This is a genomic window from Duganella sp. HH101, assembly GCF_001758795.1.
Taxonomy (GTDB): Bacteria; Pseudomonadota; Gammaproteobacteria; order Burkholderiales; family Burkholderiaceae_D; genus Rugamonas; species Rugamonas rivuli.
The window spans coordinates 214,579-230,035 of the sequence record NZ_LRON01000001.1 but is presented as its reverse complement, the minus strand read 5'-3'; the positions used below and the strand labels follow the sequence as shown (position 1 = coordinate 230,035).

Annotated in this window: 14 protein-coding genes; 11 read left to right on the top strand and 3 right to left on the bottom strand. The window is 62.5% G+C overall.

The window, feature by feature from the left end; translation table 11 throughout:
- Window positions 1-40: 40 nt before the first annotated feature.
- Both DUGA2_RS00840 and DUGA2_RS00835 read right to left on the bottom strand, forming a co-directional pair.
- Window positions 41-691, bottom strand: coding sequence for a PEP-CTERM sorting domain-containing protein (locus DUGA2_RS00840; RefSeq protein WP_070266646.1), 651 nt, complete (start codon window positions 689-691; stop codon window positions 41-43).
- A gap of 181 nt (window positions 692-872) precedes the next feature.
- A complete protein-coding gene (locus tag DUGA2_RS00835) occupies window positions 873-2,960 on the bottom strand; it encodes a 3-hydroxyacyl-CoA dehydrogenase NAD-binding domain-containing protein (protein WP_070266645.1) in 2,088 nt (695 codons plus the stop codon).
- A gap of 389 nt (window positions 2,961-3,349) precedes the next feature.
- Here DUGA2_RS00835 and DUGA2_RS00830 point away from each other — a divergent pair, with 389 nt between their 5' ends.
- The 7 genes from DUGA2_RS00830 (at window position 3,350) to DUGA2_RS00800 (ending at window position 10,729) form a co-directional block, all read left to right on the top strand.
- A complete protein-coding gene (locus DUGA2_RS00830; RefSeq protein WP_070266644.1) occupies window positions 3,350-5,047 on the top strand; it encodes a methyl-accepting chemotaxis protein in 1,698 nt (565 codons plus the stop codon).
- Between the two features lie 2 nt (window positions 5,048-5,049).
- Window positions 5,050-5,877 (top strand): protein-glutamate O-methyltransferase CheR, encoded by an 828-nt coding sequence (locus DUGA2_RS00825; protein WP_070266643.1) that lies wholly within the window; start codon window positions 5,050-5,052, stop codon window positions 5,875-5,877.
- Between the two features lie 7 nt (window positions 5,878-5,884).
- A complete protein-coding gene (locus DUGA2_RS00820; protein WP_070266642.1) occupies window positions 5,885-6,445 on the top strand; it encodes a chemotaxis protein CheD in 561 nt (186 codons plus the stop codon).
- Window positions 6,432-7,958 carry a chemotaxis protein CheW gene (locus DUGA2_RS00815; protein ID WP_070266641.1) on the top strand — a complete coding sequence of 509 codons (1,527 nt, stop codon included), beginning with the start codon at window positions 6,432-6,434 and terminating at the stop codon, window positions 7,956-7,958. The genes DUGA2_RS00820 and DUGA2_RS00815 overlap by 14 nt, the downstream gene beginning before the upstream one ends.
- Window positions 7,959-8,022: 64 nt before the next feature.
- A complete protein-coding gene (locus tag DUGA2_RS00810) occupies window positions 8,023-8,715 on the top strand; it encodes a DUF4197 domain-containing protein (protein WP_070266640.1) in 693 nt (230 codons plus the stop codon).
- Between the two features lie 119 nt (window positions 8,716-8,834).
- Entirely contained in the window at window positions 8,835-9,284 is a 450-nt protein-coding gene (locus DUGA2_RS00805; protein ID WP_070266639.1) for a MarR family winged helix-turn-helix transcriptional regulator, read from the top strand.
- Window positions 9,281-10,729: an MDR family MFS transporter gene (locus DUGA2_RS00800; protein ID WP_070266638.1), complete on the top strand. Its 1,449-nt coding sequence runs from the start codon at window positions 9,281-9,283 to the stop codon at window positions 10,727-10,729. Before DUGA2_RS00805 ends, DUGA2_RS00800 begins: the two co-directional genes overlap by 4 nt.
- 7 nt (window positions 10,730-10,736) lie before the next feature.
- Here the strand turns inward: DUGA2_RS00800 and DUGA2_RS00795 are convergent, their stop codons facing one another.
- The gene (locus DUGA2_RS00795) at window positions 10,737-12,383 is read right to left on the bottom strand and encodes a 3-(methylthio)propionyl-CoA ligase (protein ID WP_070266637.1); all 1,647 of its coding nucleotides are present in this window, start codon (window positions 12,381-12,383) and stop codon (window positions 10,737-10,739) included.
- Between the two features lie 224 nt (window positions 12,384-12,607).
- Here DUGA2_RS00795 and DUGA2_RS00790 point away from each other — a divergent pair, with 224 nt between their 5' ends.
- Genes DUGA2_RS00790 through DUGA2_RS00775 form a run of 4 tightly spaced genes read left to right on the top strand, consistent with a single transcriptional unit; the run spans window position 12,608 to window position 15,339 of the window.
- On the top strand, window positions 12,608-14,005 hold the full coding sequence (locus DUGA2_RS00790; protein WP_070266636.1) for a YdiU family protein: 1,398 nt from the start codon (window positions 12,608-12,610) through the stop codon (window positions 14,003-14,005).
- 14 nt (window positions 14,006-14,019) lie between these two features.
- Window positions 14,020-14,415, top strand: coding sequence for a peptide-methionine (R)-S-oxide reductase MsrB (gene msrB / locus DUGA2_RS00785; protein WP_020703277.1), 396 nt, complete (start codon window positions 14,020-14,022; stop codon window positions 14,413-14,415).
- 13 nt (window positions 14,416-14,428) lie between these two features.
- Complete coding sequence (locus DUGA2_RS00780) at window positions 14,429-15,058, top strand: septation protein A (protein WP_070266635.1); 630 nt, start codon at window positions 14,429-14,431, stop codon at window positions 15,056-15,058.
- Entirely contained in the window at window positions 15,055-15,339 is a 285-nt protein-coding gene (locus DUGA2_RS00775) for a BolA family transcriptional regulator (protein ID WP_070266634.1), read from the top strand. Before DUGA2_RS00780 ends, DUGA2_RS00775 begins: the two co-directional genes overlap by 4 nt.
- Window positions 15,340-15,457 lie beyond the last annotated feature (118 nt).

The window sequence follows — 15,457 nt, the reverse complement described above, 5'->3', positions numbered from 1 at the left end:
TGGTAGGCGGCCGAAGCGCTTAAACGAGAAAGCGGAATATTTATCGAACTTGTTTACGACGACCACCCACTACCCCCACCAGGACCAGTCCGGCCAACAACATGGCGTAGCTCGACGGTTCAGGAACCGCCGCTACGTCGGAAGACAGGAACTCCACACGCAGGCCGGTCGGATTGCCGCCGTTCTGCGCCCAGTTGCCAACCACGAATTGCAAAGTATTGACGCCGGCCTGGAAGCCGCTGCCTGCGGCAAACGCGGTCCAGTCGGTAAAGCCGCTGCCGCTGGCGATGACCTGGTTGTTCAGCTTGACCACGGCGTCGTTGTCGGCGGCAAAGCGGCCGCTGAAGGCTGCGCTGGCGGCGTTGTAGCCGCTCAGGTCGAAGCTCAGCGTGTAGGTATAGGTGCCGGCGCTGAAGGCGTCGAAGCTCTGGCCTTGCGAGGCGGTCGGCGTGATCCATTTCGATACGCCGTCGTTGGCGAGCCAGGGGCTGATCGGCCACACGTTGTCGAGCGTGATCACAGGCACGGTGTTGCCGATGACGGTATCGCTGCTGGCTGCGTTCAGGCTGTAATGGGTGTCGCCGCTGCCGTTCGCGCCGATGCCGGTGTTGAACAGGCTGTCGATGCGGACTGCTTGGGCTGAGGAGATTGCCGCGTATGCCAATGCTGCGGCAAGGATGATGCGTTTCATGTGTGCCTCTAAAAATGAGTTGGGTTGTAACGTGTACTTCACGCTGCGACTCGAACCGTTTTTTAGGGCTTCGAAGAAAGTGCTGCTGGTTTGAAGAAATTATAGCGACAATTGGAGAGAAATGCTCACACGCAACGAAAAATTTTTGTGCGTGTGAGCTTTTTCAGACAGCAGTGAACGATCAGCTATTGAAGCCCTTGCCCTCTGCGGCCAGCTTGACCAGCAGCGGCGCCGGTTTCCACGCGCCGCCCTGGTGGCCCTGGGCGTACTTGTTGATCGCCGCCAGCACGTTCGGCAAGCCGACCGTGTCGGCATAGAACATCGGGCCGCCGCGGAACAGCGGGAAGCCGTAGCCGGTCAGGTAGACCATGTCGATGTCCGACGCGCGCAGGGCGATGCCCTCTTCCAGGATGTGCGCCGCTTCGTTGACCATCGAGTACACCAGTCGCTCGACGATTTCCTGGTCGCTGATCTTGCGGCGCGCCACGCCGATGTCGGCCGAATGCTGCACGATCATGGCGTTGACCTGCTCGTTCGGATACGCCTTGCGGTCGCCCGCCTTGTAGTCGTACCAGCCGGCGCCGGTCTTCTGGCCGAAGCGGCCCATTTCGCACAGCAGGTCGGCGGTCCTGGAGTAGCTGATTTCCGGCTTCTCCACGTAGCGGCGCTTGCGGATGGCCCAGCCGATGTCGTTGCCGGCCAGGTCGCCCATGCGGAACGGGCCCATGGCGAAGCCGAACTTCTCGACCGCCTTGTCGACCTGCTCCGGCAGCGCGCCCTCTTCCAGCAGGAAGCCGGCCTGGCGGCTGTACTGCTCGATCATGCGGTTGCCGATGAAGCCGTCGCACACGCCCGAGACCACGCCGGTCTTCTTGAGTTTTTTCGACAACGCCAGCGCCGTGGCCAGCACGTCCTTGCCGGTCTGCGCGCCGCGCACGATTTCCAGCAGCTTCATCACGTTGGCCGGCGAGAAGAAGTGGGTGCCGATGACGTCCTGCGGACGCTTGGTGAAGCCGGCGATCTGGTTCAAGTCCAGCGTCGACGTGTTGGAGGCCAGGATCGCGCCCGGTTTCATCACTTCATCCAGCTTGCGGAACACGGTCTCCTTGACGCCCATGTCCTCAAACACGGCCTCGACCACGATGTCGGCCTGGCCGATGTCCTCGTAGGCCAGCGTGCCGCTGACCAGGGCCATGCGCTGGTCGAACTTCTCCTGCGTCAGCTTGCCCTTCTTCATGGTGTTTTCGTAGTTCTTGCGGATCGTGGCCAGGCCCTTGTCCAGCGCCTCCTGCTTGGTTTCCAGCATGACAACCGGGATGCCGGCGTTAAGGAAGTTCATGGCGATGCCGCCACCCATGGTGCCGGCGCCGATCACGGCGGCCTGCTTGATGGCGCGGGTCGGCGTATCGGCCGGCACGTCCGGCACTTTGCTGGCGACGCGCTCGGCGAAGAAGGCGTGGCGCAGCGCTTTCGATTCGGTGGTCTGGATCAGGTGCAGGAAGCGCTCGCGTTCGAACTTCATGCCGTCTTCGAATTTCATCGTCACCGAGGCGGCCACGGTTTCCACGCATTCCAGCGGCGCCGGGAACGGGCCGGACATGGCTTTGACGGTGTTGCGCGAGAATTGCAGGAAGGCTTCATGGTTCGGGTAGTCCACCTTGCGGTCGCGCACTTTCGGCAGCGGACGCGCATCGGCGATCTGCTCGGCAAACGCCACCGCGGAGCTGACCAGGTCGGCATCGGCGGCGAACACCTGGTCGAACAGCGCGGTGCCGGCCAGCTTGTCGGACAGCACCGGCGTGCCGGAGACGATCATGTTCAGCGCCATTTCCAGGCCCAGCACGCGCGGCAGGCGCTGCGTGCCGCCTGCGCCCGGCAGCAGGCCCAGTTTGACTTCCGGCAGCGCGATCTGCGCGCCCGGCATCGCCACGCGGTAGTGGCAACCCAGCGACAGCTCCAGGCCGCCGCCCATGCAGACGGTGTGGATGGCCGCAACCACCGGCTTGGTCGAGCTTTCGGCGGTGGCGATCAGCGTGTGCAGGCTGGGCTCGGTCAACGCTTTCGGCGAATTGAATTCCTTGATGTCGGCGCCGCCGGAAAAGGCCTTGCCGGCGCCGGTGATGACGATGGCTTTGACGGCGTCGTCCGCCAGCGCCTGCTGGATGCCCTTGACCGCCGCCGTGCGGGTGGCCAGGCCCAGGCCGTTGACCGGCGGATTGTTCAGCGTGATGACGGCAACGGTGCCGTGGACTTGATATTCAGCAGTCATGTCTCTTCCTTATGTTTTTGGTGGGAATCTCAGCCCGCCTACTATACCGCATAAAAGAACGGTCGTATTATTTTTTTGAAGGGCGTTACGGCATGGTACAGGAAGGCACGCTGGACAGCCTGGCAAACTTGCCGTTTCACCCAGCACTTTTGAATGCCGCGATAGCGCTTTTTAAATAAGCGAAATTCTCACCAATACTCACACCCATATTAATTCCCCGTGGCAAATTAAGTACAGCGGCTAAAAAATAACAAATAGGATCCTTGTGTTCGTTTCGAATCCGGATAAATAATGCTTACAGATTCCCGGCAGCGGAAAAATACATTCAATTGAATTACGATTAACATTTCCCCTCAAATAATTCTCTCAAAATATAACAGGACCTTATTATGGACGCGCATAGCCAGGTAATCAAATCACAAGATCTTGATATTCAAGCCATTAATACCGCGCTGAACCGGGTGCAGGCACTGATCGAGTTCTCCCTCGACGGCACCATCCTGCACGCCAACGAAAACTTCCTGAAGACGGTGGGCTACACACTGGAGGAAGTCCAGGGCAAGCACCACTCGATCTTTTGCGATCCCGAATACGTAAAGACTCCTGAATACAAGGACTTATGGGCCCGCCTGGGGCGCGGCGAGTACGACTGCGGCGAGTACAAACGGGTCGCCAAGGGCGGCCGCGAGGTGTGGATCAGCGCCTCCTACAACCCCATCATCGACGCTGAAGGCAATGCCTACAAGGTCATCAAGTTCGCCACCGTCATCACCGACAGCAAGATCAAGAACGCCGAGTACGAAAGCAAGGTGGCCGCCATCTCCAAGGCCCAGGCGGTGATTGAATTCGATATGGCCGGCCATGTCCTGAATGCTAACGATAATTTCCTTAGTACCATGGGTTATACCCTGGAAGACATCAAGGGCGAACACCACCGCATGTTCTGCGATCCGGAATACGCGAATAGCTCGGAATATAAACGACTCTGGCAAAAGTTAAACCGCGGCGAATTCGATGGTGGCCGCTACAAGCGAATCGGCAATAATGGCAAAACCATATGGATACAAGCCACCTACAATCCCGTGCTCGATCTGAACGGCAGACCGTATAAAGTCGTCAAGTTCGCCAGCGACATCACCGACCAGGTCAACCTGGAAAACTCGGTGGCGGCCCAGGCCGAGGCCGACGGCGCCAAGATCAAGCGCCTGCTCGAATCGGTCGACCGGGCGGCGTCGGGCGACCTGACCAGCAAGGTCATCGCCGATGGCGACGAGCCGCTGGACCATCTGGCCCAGGGGATAGGCAAGATGATCGCCGACCTGCGCAAGGTCATCGGCGAGGTGGTGGCCTCGGCCAACGGCTTTGCCGACGCCTCGACCACCATCGCCGAGCGCTCCAACGGCGTCGCCGTGGGCACCCAGGCGCTGGGCGCGACCGTGGAGGAAATGAACGCCTCCATCGATGGCCTGACCAATTCGATCAACACCATCGCCCAGAACACCAACGACGCCGACTCCCTGGCCAAGGCCACCCAGCACGAGGCCGAGGCCGGCGCCAAGGCGGTGGCCAAGTCGATCGAGGCGATGGACTTGATCAACCGTTCGTCCGAGGACATCGGCGAAATCGTCAAGGTCATCAGCGAGATCGCCAACCAGACCAATATGCTGGCCTTCAACGCCGCCATCGAGGCCGCCCGCGCCGGCGAACACGGCCTGGGCTTCTCGGTGGTTGCCGACGAAGTGCGCAAGCTGGCCGAGCGCTCGTCGCAGGCCACCAAGGAAATCTCCAAGCTGATCAACGAGTCGGTCAAGCGGGTCTCGGCCGGCAGCGAGATTTCGCGCCAGGCCAGCGACGCCTTCGACAAGATCGTCGCCGGCGTGGCCAAGACCACCGTGGCGATCTCGGACATCTCCACCGCCACCAACGAGCAGCTGCTGACGGCGCGCGAAGTCAGCACCGCCGTGCAGTACATCGCCGAGGAAGCCGAGAAATCGGCCGCCGCCTGCGACAGCATCGCCCGCTCGACGGAAGGCTTGAACCAGCGCGCCGGCGATCTGAATAAAACCGTGGCCGGCTTCGTGGTGTGACGATGAGCGCCAGCGCCGGACTGAGCCCAGCAACGCTGAGCGCCCTCATCGCGCTGGTGCGCAAGCACACAGGCATCGCGATGACGGAGCGCAAAAGCATCTTGCTGGAGCGGCGCCTGCGGCCGCGCATGCAGGCGCTGGAGATCGGCAGCTACCAGGCCTATCTGGACAAGGTGGAGCAGGACCGGGCCGAGATTCCGCACTTCATCGACCTGGTGACGACCAACGACACGCTGTTCTTCCGCACGCCGCAGGTCTGGGACTACGTGGAGCAGGAGTTCCTGCCGCAGTGGTGGCAGGCGAACCAGGGCCAGCGGCTCAAGGTGTGGTCGGCCGCCGCCGCCAGCGGCGAGGAGCTGTACTCGATGGCAATATTGTGCGAAGAATTCCAGCAATCGCACCCGGGATTCGCGTATCAGATACACGCCACCGATATTTCGCAGCAGATTCTTGCGGTGGCGCGCGCGGGCGAATACACTGGACGCTCGGTCGAGCGCATCCACGCTTCGCATCCGGACTGGGTGAAGAAGTACTTCAAGCCCAGCGGCAAAGGCCTGCAAGTGGTCGATGCCCTTAAAAAAAACGTGGAGCTGGCCCAACACAACCTGCTCACTCCACTCAAGCCGCACAAGCAGTTCGATCTCGTGTTCCTGCGTAACGTACTGATCTACTTCGATCAGGAGCACCAGGAGACCGTACTGAAGCAAGCCCGCCACAGCATGGCGCCCCACTCCAGGTTGATCCTGGGCGAATCCGAATCGATCAGTGGCCTCGACACCGCCTATCATTTCGAACGGCCGATGATTTATACGATGGAAAAATCGGGGTAGTGCCACCATGGAAGCCACAACAATCGCCGGCAGCGGCATCGATCAGCCCTTCGCACGCAGCGCCTTGAACGCATCGCCCGCGCCGCAATGCCAGCAAGTCCCGATGGGCAAACTGAAGATAGGCGTGCGCACCGACCAGCTGCAAGCGCTGCTGGGCTCCTGCGTCGGCATCGCCTTCCTGTGGAAGAAGCGCGGCTGCTGCGGCCTGGCCCACTGCCTGCTGCCGGAGGCGCCGGGGCAGGACTGCGAGATCGGCGCCCGCTATGTCAGCCAGGCCGTGCCCTCGCTGCTGCGCCTGATGGGCGCGACCGAAGCCGACTACCCCGATATCGAAGTGGTGGTCGCCGGCGGCGCCCATATGTTCCAGCGTCATTCGTCGCGCTTGCAGGTGGGTCAGCAAAACGCCGCAGCCGCCCACAAATACCTGCGCCAATGCGGCCTCAACGTCAGCTACTGCCGGCTGGGCGGCAAGTGCGGCCGCACGCTGACCATCGATTGCGCCACCCAGAGCTACGCCGTCACCGACATCATCGCCACCGCAGAGGACCAGCTCCATGCCCGCCACTAGCAGCAACGCCGCCACCTCCGTCACCGAACTGTTCGGCTCCTTCGTGCTGGGCGGCGAAGAGTTCGCGCTGCCCGCGATCTGCATCCGCGAAGTGGTCAACTTTCCGGCCCGGATCAGCGCCCTGCCGCTGTCGCCGGCCTTCCTGGAAGGCGTGTTCACGCTGCGCGGCACGGTGATCCCGGTGGTCAACCTGGGCCGCGTGTTCCGGCCCGAGGCGCGCGCGGCCGAGGCCAGCGACAAGATCGCCATCCTGGATTTCCAGGGCGTGCTGGTCGGCATATCGTTCGACACGACCGGCGAGATCCTGCGCGTGCGCCCCGAGCAGCGCAGCACGCTGAGCTATGCCAACGGCGACGCCCACGGCGTGGTGGCCGGCACCATCCTGCTCGACGACGGCGCCCGCCTGCTGCAGGTGCTGGATCCGGCGGCGCTGGTGCGCATCGAGAACGTGCCGCAGGTGCTGGCGCTGCAGGGCGCGCACCGGCAGACGGCGCGCCGCAACCAGGGCGAACGGCGCCAGTGCGTCAGCTTCCGCGTCGCCGGCGCGTCGTTCGCGTTCGAGATGAGCGCGATCCAGGAAATCATCCGCGTGCCGGAGCTGCAAGCCTCGGTGCTCAACAGCTCGCTGTGCCTGGGCCGCATCAACTTCCGCGGCAGCCAGGTGGCCGTGGTCGATTTCAACACATTGCTCAACGCCGCGCCGGCGCAGGCGGCGCAGGCCGAGCGCCAGTTCCTGCCGGACCAGCGCATCGTCATCGCCCGCATCGACGACGCCACCATCGGCTTCCTGGTCGACTCGGTCGACAACATCGTCAACTTCTACAGCGAGGAAGTGATGGCCATTCCGCTGCTGAGCAAGGCGCGCGCCGGCATGTTCGGCGGCTGCATCGCCAAGCCGGAGCTGGGCGACATCATCTTCCTCAACCACCGTGAAATCTTCAGCAGCAACGAGATCAAGGAAATGCGCGCCGGCCACGCCAACCTGTATCCAAAGGACGAAGCCATCAAGGCGGCGCGCGATCCGAAACAGGGCCAGCGCCAGGTCTACATCACCTTCGCGCTGGAGAGCACCTATGCGCTGGAGATCAAGCAGGTGCGCGAGATCATCGATTTTTCCGGCGACATCACGCGGCCGCCCGGCATGCCTGCCTTCATGCGCGGCATGCTGAACCTGCGCCAGCAGATGATCAGCGTGATCGACCTGCGCCAGCTGTACCATATGCCGGTGCTGGACAAGCTGGAGCAAGCCAAGATCCTGATCGTCGAACGCGGCGAGGATTTATACGGGCTGATGGTGGACGCGGTCGAGAACATCATGACGGTCAACGACAGCCGCCGCTTCGCCGCCCCCAAGATGCTGCGCAACCCGAATGTGGAAGGCGATCCGCGCGGCGAGATGGACGAAGTGATCGACATCGAAGGCGAAGACGGCAGCCACAAGACGCTCAGCGTCTTCGAATGCGACCGGCTGCTGCAACGCCTGGCGCGGGAGTTGCCGGCACTGGCGGCATGAACGGCGCTGGGGTACAGTAGCATCATGCCGGCGGCCGCCGGCCGTGCCAACCTGGAGGTCCACCATGCTCATGTCCCGCCGCGCCGTCGCCCTGTTGCTTCCCCTGACGCTGGCCGCGGCCAGCGCCTATGCGCTATCGCTGGCCGATCTGAGCAACCAGGATGCATCCGGCGGCCTCAAGGCGGCGCTGGAAAAAGGCTCGTCGCTGGCCGTGTCCGAGCTGGGTGCGGAGAATGGCTTCCTGAACAACGAGAAGGTGCGCATCCCGCTGCCGAAAATCCTGGAGCAGGCGCGTCCGCTGTTGAAGATGACCGGCAAGGGCCAGCAGCTCGACGATCTGGTGGTGCAGATGAACCACGCGGCCGAGGCCGCCGTGCCGATGGCCAAGCCGCTGCTGATGGATGCCGTCAAATCGATGAGCGTCACCGACGCCAAGAACATCCTGACCGGCGGCGACACCTCGGTGACGGACTTCTTCCGCGAGAAGACGTCGCCGAAACTGGCGGTGCAGTTCCTGCCGATCGTGAAGAAAGTCACCGACCGTTCGGACCTGGCCAACAAGTACAACACCGCGATGGCGATGGCGCCCAAGCTGGGCGTGCTGGCCAAGGACCAGGCCACGGTCGAAGGCTATGTCACCGAGCGCGCGCTGGACGGCCTGTACACGATGATAGGCGAGGAAGAAAAAGCCATCCGCGCCGATCCGCTCGGCGCCGGCAGCAAGCTGATCGGCAAGGTGTTCGGCGCCCTCAAGTAACCGCAGCTTTAACAGACGTTTCCTCCCTCAGCCCGGTTCGCCGGGCTTTTTTTTGCCTTGAAAAGCGGCTGGCCGTGGTTTAATATAGATAGGTAGCCTACCTATTTTATGAGAACGCCATGCCCACCGAACCGCCCATCCCCAAGCACGCCATCGCCCTGGCCGACGACTTGCGCACCGCCCTGCACCACGTGTTCCGCCGCATCCGCCAGGAGGGCGACAGCGATCCGCACGGCTTGTCGCTGCAGCACAAGCTGCTGCTGTCCGCCATCAGCACGACGCCCGGCATCGGCGTGGCCGAGCTGGCACGCATGGAAAAGCTGCGCGGCCCCACCATGAGCGGCCACATCAAGGCGCTGGAAAACGCCGGCCTGGTGCGGCGCGATACGCCCAATCCCGAGGACCGCCGGCGCGTCGGCCTGCTGCTGACCGAGCAAGGCGCGGCCGTGCTGCAAGACATCCGCAGCCGCCGCCTGGACTGGCTGGCCCGCAAGCTGGCGCAGCTGCCACCGGAAGGCGCGCAGGCGCTGCGCCACGCCATCCAATACCTGAACGAGGTCGGCGAATGAGTACTCCTACCCCTACCTCTATCCCTGGCGCAGGCGCGCCGGCCACGGCCAGGGAAATCCGCGCCATCTACATGGGCCTGGTCATCATGATCGGCCTGGCCGCGCTGGACCAGAGCATCGTCGCCACGGCGCTGCCGCGCATCGTCTCCGACCTGGGCGGCATGGCCCATCTGTCGTGGGTGGTGACGGCCTATGTGCTGGCGTCGACCGCCACCATGCCGCTGTACGGCAAGCTGAGCGACCAGTACGGCCGCAAGCCGCTGCTGTACGCCGCCATCGTCATCTTCCTGACCGGCTCGGCCTTGTGCGGCCTGGCGCAGAACATGGTCGAGCTGATCGTCTTCCGCGCGATTCAGGGCCTGGGCGCGGGCGGCTTCCTGCCGCTGGCGCAGATCGTCATCGGCGATCTGATACCGCCGGCCGAACGCGGCAAGCGCCAGGGCAGCATCGCCGCCGTGTATGCGGCCACCAGCGTGCTGGGCCCGGTGCTGGGCGGCCTGTTGACGGACTGGCTGTCGTGGCACTGGATCTTCTACGTCAACGTGCCGGTGGGCGCGGCGGCGCTGTATGTCATTTCCAAGTCCATGCATCACAACAGCCCGCACCGCGAGCACAAGATCGATTACCTGGGTTCGGTGCTGATGACCGCCGCGGTGACGGCGGCGCTGTTGGTGCTGGCGCTGGGCGGCACCGAATGGCCGTGGGATGGCAGCGAAGTGAAATACCTGAGCGCGCTGGCGGCGGTGCTGACGGCCGCGCTGCTGTGGCATGTGCGCCGCGTGCCGGAGCCGGTGCTGCCGCCGGACCTGTTCCAGAACCGCGTGTTCAACGTCGCCAGCGTGGTGCTGGCCCTGACCTTCGTCGGCATGATGGGCTCCAGCGTGTTCTTTCCGCTGCTGTTCCAGATGGTGATGGGCGCCAGCCCGGCCAACTCCGGCCTGCTGACGGTGCCGATGATGGTGGGCCTGGTGATCTCGTCGTCGCTGAACGGACGCGTGCTGGCCAGGTCGGGCGGACGCTACAAGCCGGCGCAGCTGCTGGGGCTGAGCCTGGCGACCGCGTCGTTCGGTGTGCTGGCCTGGGGCATCGCCGGGTCGGCGGGCTATCTGGTGATGGAGCCGGCCATGTTCGTGCTCGGCGCAGGCCTGGGCCTGGTGATGCCGAATATGACGATGGCGGTGCAGAACGCCCTGCCCGCCTCGCGGCGCGGCGTCGGCACCGCGATGCTGGCCTTCTTCCGTTCGCTGGGCGGCCTGGTCGGCGTTACCGGCTCGGGCGCCATCCTGGCCCATCAACTGCACGGCCAGGCGGCGACGGCGCAAGTCTATCGTCACGCCATCGGCAATATCTTCGGCGCCGGCACCTTGCTGGTCGGGCTGGGACTGCTGGTGCTGTTGCTTTTGCCGGAGCTGCCGATGGCGCTGCATCCAGCCGCCAGAAAATAAGGCGGCTTTATGCGGTGGGCAGGCGGTAGTTCCTGTAGTGCTCGCGCAGTTTGTTTTTCTGGATCTTGCCGGTGCCGCCCACCGGCAAGGCATCGGTGAATACCACGTCGTCCGGCAACCACCATTTGGCGACTTTGCCGTGGAAGTGGGCCAGCAAGTCGTCGCGGCTGACTTCCTGCCCCGGCCGCAGCACCACCACCAGCAGGGGACGCTCGTCCCACTTGGGATGGGCGACGCCGATGCAGGCGGCTTGCATCACCGCCGGGTGCGACATGGCGACGTTCTCCAGGTCGATGGTGCCTATCCATTCGCCGCCGGACTTGATGACGTCCTTGCTGCGGTCGGTGATCTGCATGTAGCCGTCTTCGTCGATGGTGGCGACATCGCCGGTCGGGAACCAGCCGTCCTGCAGCACGTCGCCGCCTTCGTCCTTGAAGTAGCGCGAGATGATCCACGGGCCCTTGACCAGCAGATGGCCGTAGCTGACGCCGTCCCACGGCAGTTCCTTGCCGTCGTCGTCGGTGATCTTCATGTCGACGCCGTAGATGCCGTGGCCCTGCTTTTGCAGGATCTTGCGCTGTTCTTCCTTGCTCAATTCCAGATGCTTGGTCAGCAAGCCGCCGGCAGTGCCCAGCGGCGACATTTCCGTCATGCCCCAGGCATGGATCACCTCCACGCCGAACTCGTCGATCAGCGCGTTCATCATCGCGGGCGGGCAGGCCGAACCGCCGATCACCGTGCGGCGGAAGGTCGAGAACTTCAGTTTGTTCTGCATCGCGTAGTTGATCAGGCCCAGCCACACGGTCGGCACGCCGGCCGAGAACGTGACCTTTTCCTTCTCCATCAATTCGTAGACCGACTTGCCGTCCAGCGCAGGGCCGGGGAACACCATTTTCGCGCCCGACAGCGGCACCGAATACGGCAGCCCCCACGCGTTGACGTGGAACATGGGCACGACCGGCATTACCGTGTCGCGCGAGGACACGTTGAGTACGTTCGGCAGCGCCGACGCGTAGGCGTGCAGCACCGTCGAACGGTGCGAGTACAGCGCGCCCTTGGGATTGCCGGTGGTGCCGGAGGTGTAGCACAGCGTGCAGGCGGCGTTCTCGTCGAACAGCGGCCATGTGTAATCTGGGGAATGGGCGTTGAGCAGGTCTTCGTAGCACAGCAGGTTGGGTATCCTCGTCTCGGCTGGCATGCGGTCCGCCGCACCCAGCAGGATGTAGCCCTTGATGGTCTTGCACAAAGGTGCGAACGCTTCCACCAGCGGCAGGAAGCAGAAATCGAACATCAGGTACTGGTCTTCGGCGTGGTTGCAGATGTAGGCCAGTTGCTCGGGATGCAGGCGCGGATTCATCGTGTGCAGCACGGCGCCCGAGCCGGATACGCCGTAGTAGGCTTCCAGGTGGCGGTAGCCGTTCCACGCCAGCGTGGCGACGCGTTCGCCCATGCGCACGCCCAAGCCATGCAGGGCGTTGGCCAGGCGTTTGCTGCGCTGCTGGCATTCGCGCAGTGTGTAGCGGTGCAGGTCGCCTTCGACCCGCTGCGAAACGATCTCGCTGTTGGCGTAGTGCCTGGCGGCGAAGTCCAGTATGCTGGAAACCAGCAAGGGCTGGTTCATCATCTGGCCCATCAGCGGACTCTGGGGATACATGCAAGCTCCGGGAAAAGTTGATTTTATATGAACGAGTTTGGAATGCCCGGGCAAGGAGCGTCAATGCATTTCGATGCTGCACTGCGGCATGGCCGTGCTGCGGTAAAATCGCAGGCTTGCGCCCTCTAAGGGCTTATTCAGAAACGGGAACTGCCATTACTGCCTCTAAACTGCCGCTGGACAATTCCTTCGCGTCCCTGCCGCCCGCCTTTTACACCCGCCTGATGCCGACGCCGCTGCCCGCGCCGTATCTGGTCGCCGTCAGCGCGCCGGCCGCCGAGCTGGTCGGGCTGACGCCTGCGCAACTGGCCGACAGCCTCGACGTTTTGATCGGCAATGCCGCGCCGGAGCGCGCGCTGCCGCTGGCCGCCGTGTATTCCGGCCATCAGTTCGGCGTATGGGCCGGCCAGCTGGGCGACGGCCGCGCCATGCTGTTCGGCGATGTCGCCACCGCCGAGGGGCCAATGGAGCTGCAATGGAAAGGCGCAGGCCTGACACCCTACTCGCGCATGGGCGATGGCCGCGCGGTGCTGCGCTCGTCGATCCGTGAATTCCTGTGCTCTGAAGCCATGCATGGGCTCGGCATCCCGACCTCGCGCGCGCTGTCGGTGGCGGGCTCGGACCAGGGCGTAATGCGTGAAACCGTGGAAACCTCCGCCGTCGTGGTGCGCATGGCGCCCACCTTCGTGCGCTTCGGCTCGTTCGAACACTGGTTCTACCGCAACAAGAACGACGAGCTGAAAATCCTCGCCGACTACGTCATCGACCGCTTTTATCCGGCGTTGCGCGACGAAGGCAATCCTTACCAGGCTTTGCTGGCGGAGGTGACGCGCCGCACGGCGCACATGATCGCCCACTGGCAGGCTGTCGGCTTCATGCATGGCGTCATGAACACCGACAATATGTCCATCCTCGGCCTGACCTTGGACTACGGCCCGTTCGGCTTCATGGAAGCCTTCGATTCCGACCACATCTGCAACCACACCGACCAGCAGGGGCGCTACTCGTACGCCAACCAGCCGCAGGTCGGCCACTGGAATTGCTACGCCCTCGGCCAGGCCCTGCTGCCGCTGATCGGCGAGGTCGAGGCAACGCAGGCCGCATTGGACGTCTACCAACCGGCATTCGCCGCCAAGATGGACGAACTGCTGCACGCCAAGCTGGGCTTGTCCCGGTTGGAACAGCATGCCGATGCCGACCGCACGCTGTTCGACGCCATGTTCGCGCTAATGGATGCCAACCACGTCGATTTCACCCTCTTCTTCCGCCGCCTGGGCGGGTTGAAGATGGCCGACGCCAGCGGCGACGAACCCTTGCGCGACCTCTTCATCGACCGCCCGGCCTTCGATGCATGGGCCGTGCAGTATCGCGCGCGCCTGCAGGCCGAAGCCAGCGACGACGGCGTCCGCCAGCTTGCGATGAACAAGGTCAACCCCAAATACGTGCTGCGTAATTACCTGGCGCAAATTGCCATTGAAAAAGCGCAAAATAAGGACTTTACTGAGGTGGAGCGATTGCTGTCAGTTTTGCAGCGCCCATACGACGAACAGCCTGAGCACGATCAATATGCAGCCTTGCCGCCGGACTGGGCAAGCCATCTCGAAGTAAGCTGTTCTTCTTAAGCGAGCACTAAGCCATGAGCAATAAAGTCACCAAATCCGACGCCGAATGGCGCGCCATGCTGGACCCTATGGAATACCAAGTCACGCGCCACGCCGCCACCGAACGCGCTTTCACCGGCAAGTTCTGGGATCATCACGAACACGGCATCTACACCTGCGTGTGCTGCGACACGCCGTTGTTTCGTTCCGACGCCAAATTCGATTCCGGCTGCGGCTGGCCGAGCTACTTCGAAGCGCTCGATCCCGCCAATGTCATCGAAAAAACCGACCGTACCCATGGTATGCTGCGCACCGAAATCATTTGCGCGGTGTGCGACGCCCATCTGGGCCATGTGTTCCCGGACGGCCCTCCTCCAACCGGATTGCGCTATTGCATCAATTCGGCCTCGCTGCGCTTCGACCCACAATAACGCCTGAGACAACATGAAATTTCTGTTCGACCTGATCCCGCTGCTGCTGTTCTTTGTTGCCTACAAGCTGACGGGCTGGAATGCGGAAGCGGCCCAGCACTTCATTAACACCTATCTCAGCGGCATCGTCTCCGGCGGCTCGGTGACGGCGGATCAGTCCCCTATCGTCATCGCGACGCTGGTCGGCATTATCGCCACCGCGTTGCAAATCACCTACGCCAAATTACGAAACGGTAAGGTTGATTCAGTGCTGTGGTTCTCTTTGTTCATGTTCGTCGTCTTCGGCGGCATGACGATCTACCTGCACGACGAAGATTTCATCAAATGGAAACTCAGCATTTTCTATTGGGCATTCGCACTGGGCCTGTTCATTAGCGAGTTCGTCTTTAAAAAGAATCTGATGCGCAAGTCGATGGAGGAAATCATTCAATTGCCGGACCAGGTTTGGAGCCGCTTGAATTGGGCCTGGATCTGCTTCCATACGGCAATGGGATTCCTGAATTGGTATGTCGCCTTCGTTTGGTTTAAAGGCGACACCAGCTCCTGGGTCAGCTTTAAGGCGTTTGGCGCCACCGGCATCATGTTTGTGTTTATCGTCGGTCAAACCATCTACCTGTCGCGCCACATGAAGGATGAAGCATGAGCGAAATCAATACAGACGACCGCATGGAGCGTATGCGCAGCCGCTTCCAGGCCGCCCTGGCGCCCATGGAACTGACGCTGGACGACGACTCCGCCCTGCACGCCGGCCATGCCGGTGCGGCCTCGGGTGGGGGTCATTACAACGTTAGAATTGTTTCGTTACAATTCGAGGGGCTCAAACTCGTCACAAGACATCGACTCGTGTATGATTCCGTGCACGATATGATGCATAAAGAAATTCATGCATTGGCCATTACCGCATTGGCTCCGTCCGAAGTATGATGTAGCGCTTGGTCGGGGAGCGGTCGCTATCGGTTTCAAAATAATTGAACACAAAGACAGATAGCAGATCCAACTCCTGCCCAGGCAATTTCGCTAAAACTTTCCCCTTACAGGAATT

Bases quoted from the DNA above. Each gene is read 5' to 3' on its own strand.
- DUGA2_RS00840 (WP_070266646.1), bottom strand. From the start codon at position 691: ATGAAACGCATCATCCTTGCCGCAGCATTGGCATACGCGGCAATCTCC.
- DUGA2_RS00835 (WP_070266645.1), bottom strand. From the start codon at position 2,960: ATGACTGCTGAATATCAAGTCCACGGCACCGTTGCCGTCATCACGCTG.
- DUGA2_RS00830 (WP_070266644.1), top strand. From the start codon at position 3,350: ATGGACGCGCATAGCCAGGTAATCAAATCACAAGATCTTGATATTCAA.
- DUGA2_RS00825 (WP_070266643.1), top strand. From the start codon at position 5,050: ATGAGCGCCAGCGCCGGACTGAGCCCAGCAACGCTGAGCGCCCTCATC.
- DUGA2_RS00820 (WP_070266642.1), top strand. From the start codon at position 5,885: ATGGAAGCCACAACAATCGCCGGCAGCGGCATCGATCAGCCCTTCGCA.
- DUGA2_RS00815 (WP_070266641.1), top strand. From the start codon at position 6,432: ATGCCCGCCACTAGCAGCAACGCCGCCACCTCCGTCACCGAACTGTTC.
- DUGA2_RS00810 (WP_070266640.1), top strand. From the start codon at position 8,023: ATGCTCATGTCCCGCCGCGCCGTCGCCCTGTTGCTTCCCCTGACGCTG.
- DUGA2_RS00805 (WP_070266639.1), top strand. From the start codon at position 8,835: ATGCCCACCGAACCGCCCATCCCCAAGCACGCCATCGCCCTGGCCGAC.
- DUGA2_RS00800 (WP_070266638.1), top strand. From the start codon at position 9,281: ATGAGTACTCCTACCCCTACCTCTATCCCTGGCGCAGGCGCGCCGGCC.
- DUGA2_RS00795 (WP_070266637.1), bottom strand. From the start codon at position 12,383: ATGTATCCCCAGAGTCCGCTGATGGGCCAGATGATGAACCAGCCCTTG.
- DUGA2_RS00790 (WP_070266636.1), top strand. From the start codon at position 12,608: ATGCCGACGCCGCTGCCCGCGCCGTATCTGGTCGCCGTCAGCGCGCCG.
- msrB (WP_020703277.1), top strand. From the start codon at position 14,020: ATGAGCAATAAAGTCACCAAATCCGACGCCGAATGGCGCGCCATGCTG.
- DUGA2_RS00780 (WP_070266635.1), top strand. From the start codon at position 14,429: ATGAAATTTCTGTTCGACCTGATCCCGCTGCTGCTGTTCTTTGTTGCC.
- DUGA2_RS00775 (WP_070266634.1), top strand. From the start codon at position 15,055: ATGAGCGAAATCAATACAGACGACCGCATGGAGCGTATGCGCAGCCGC.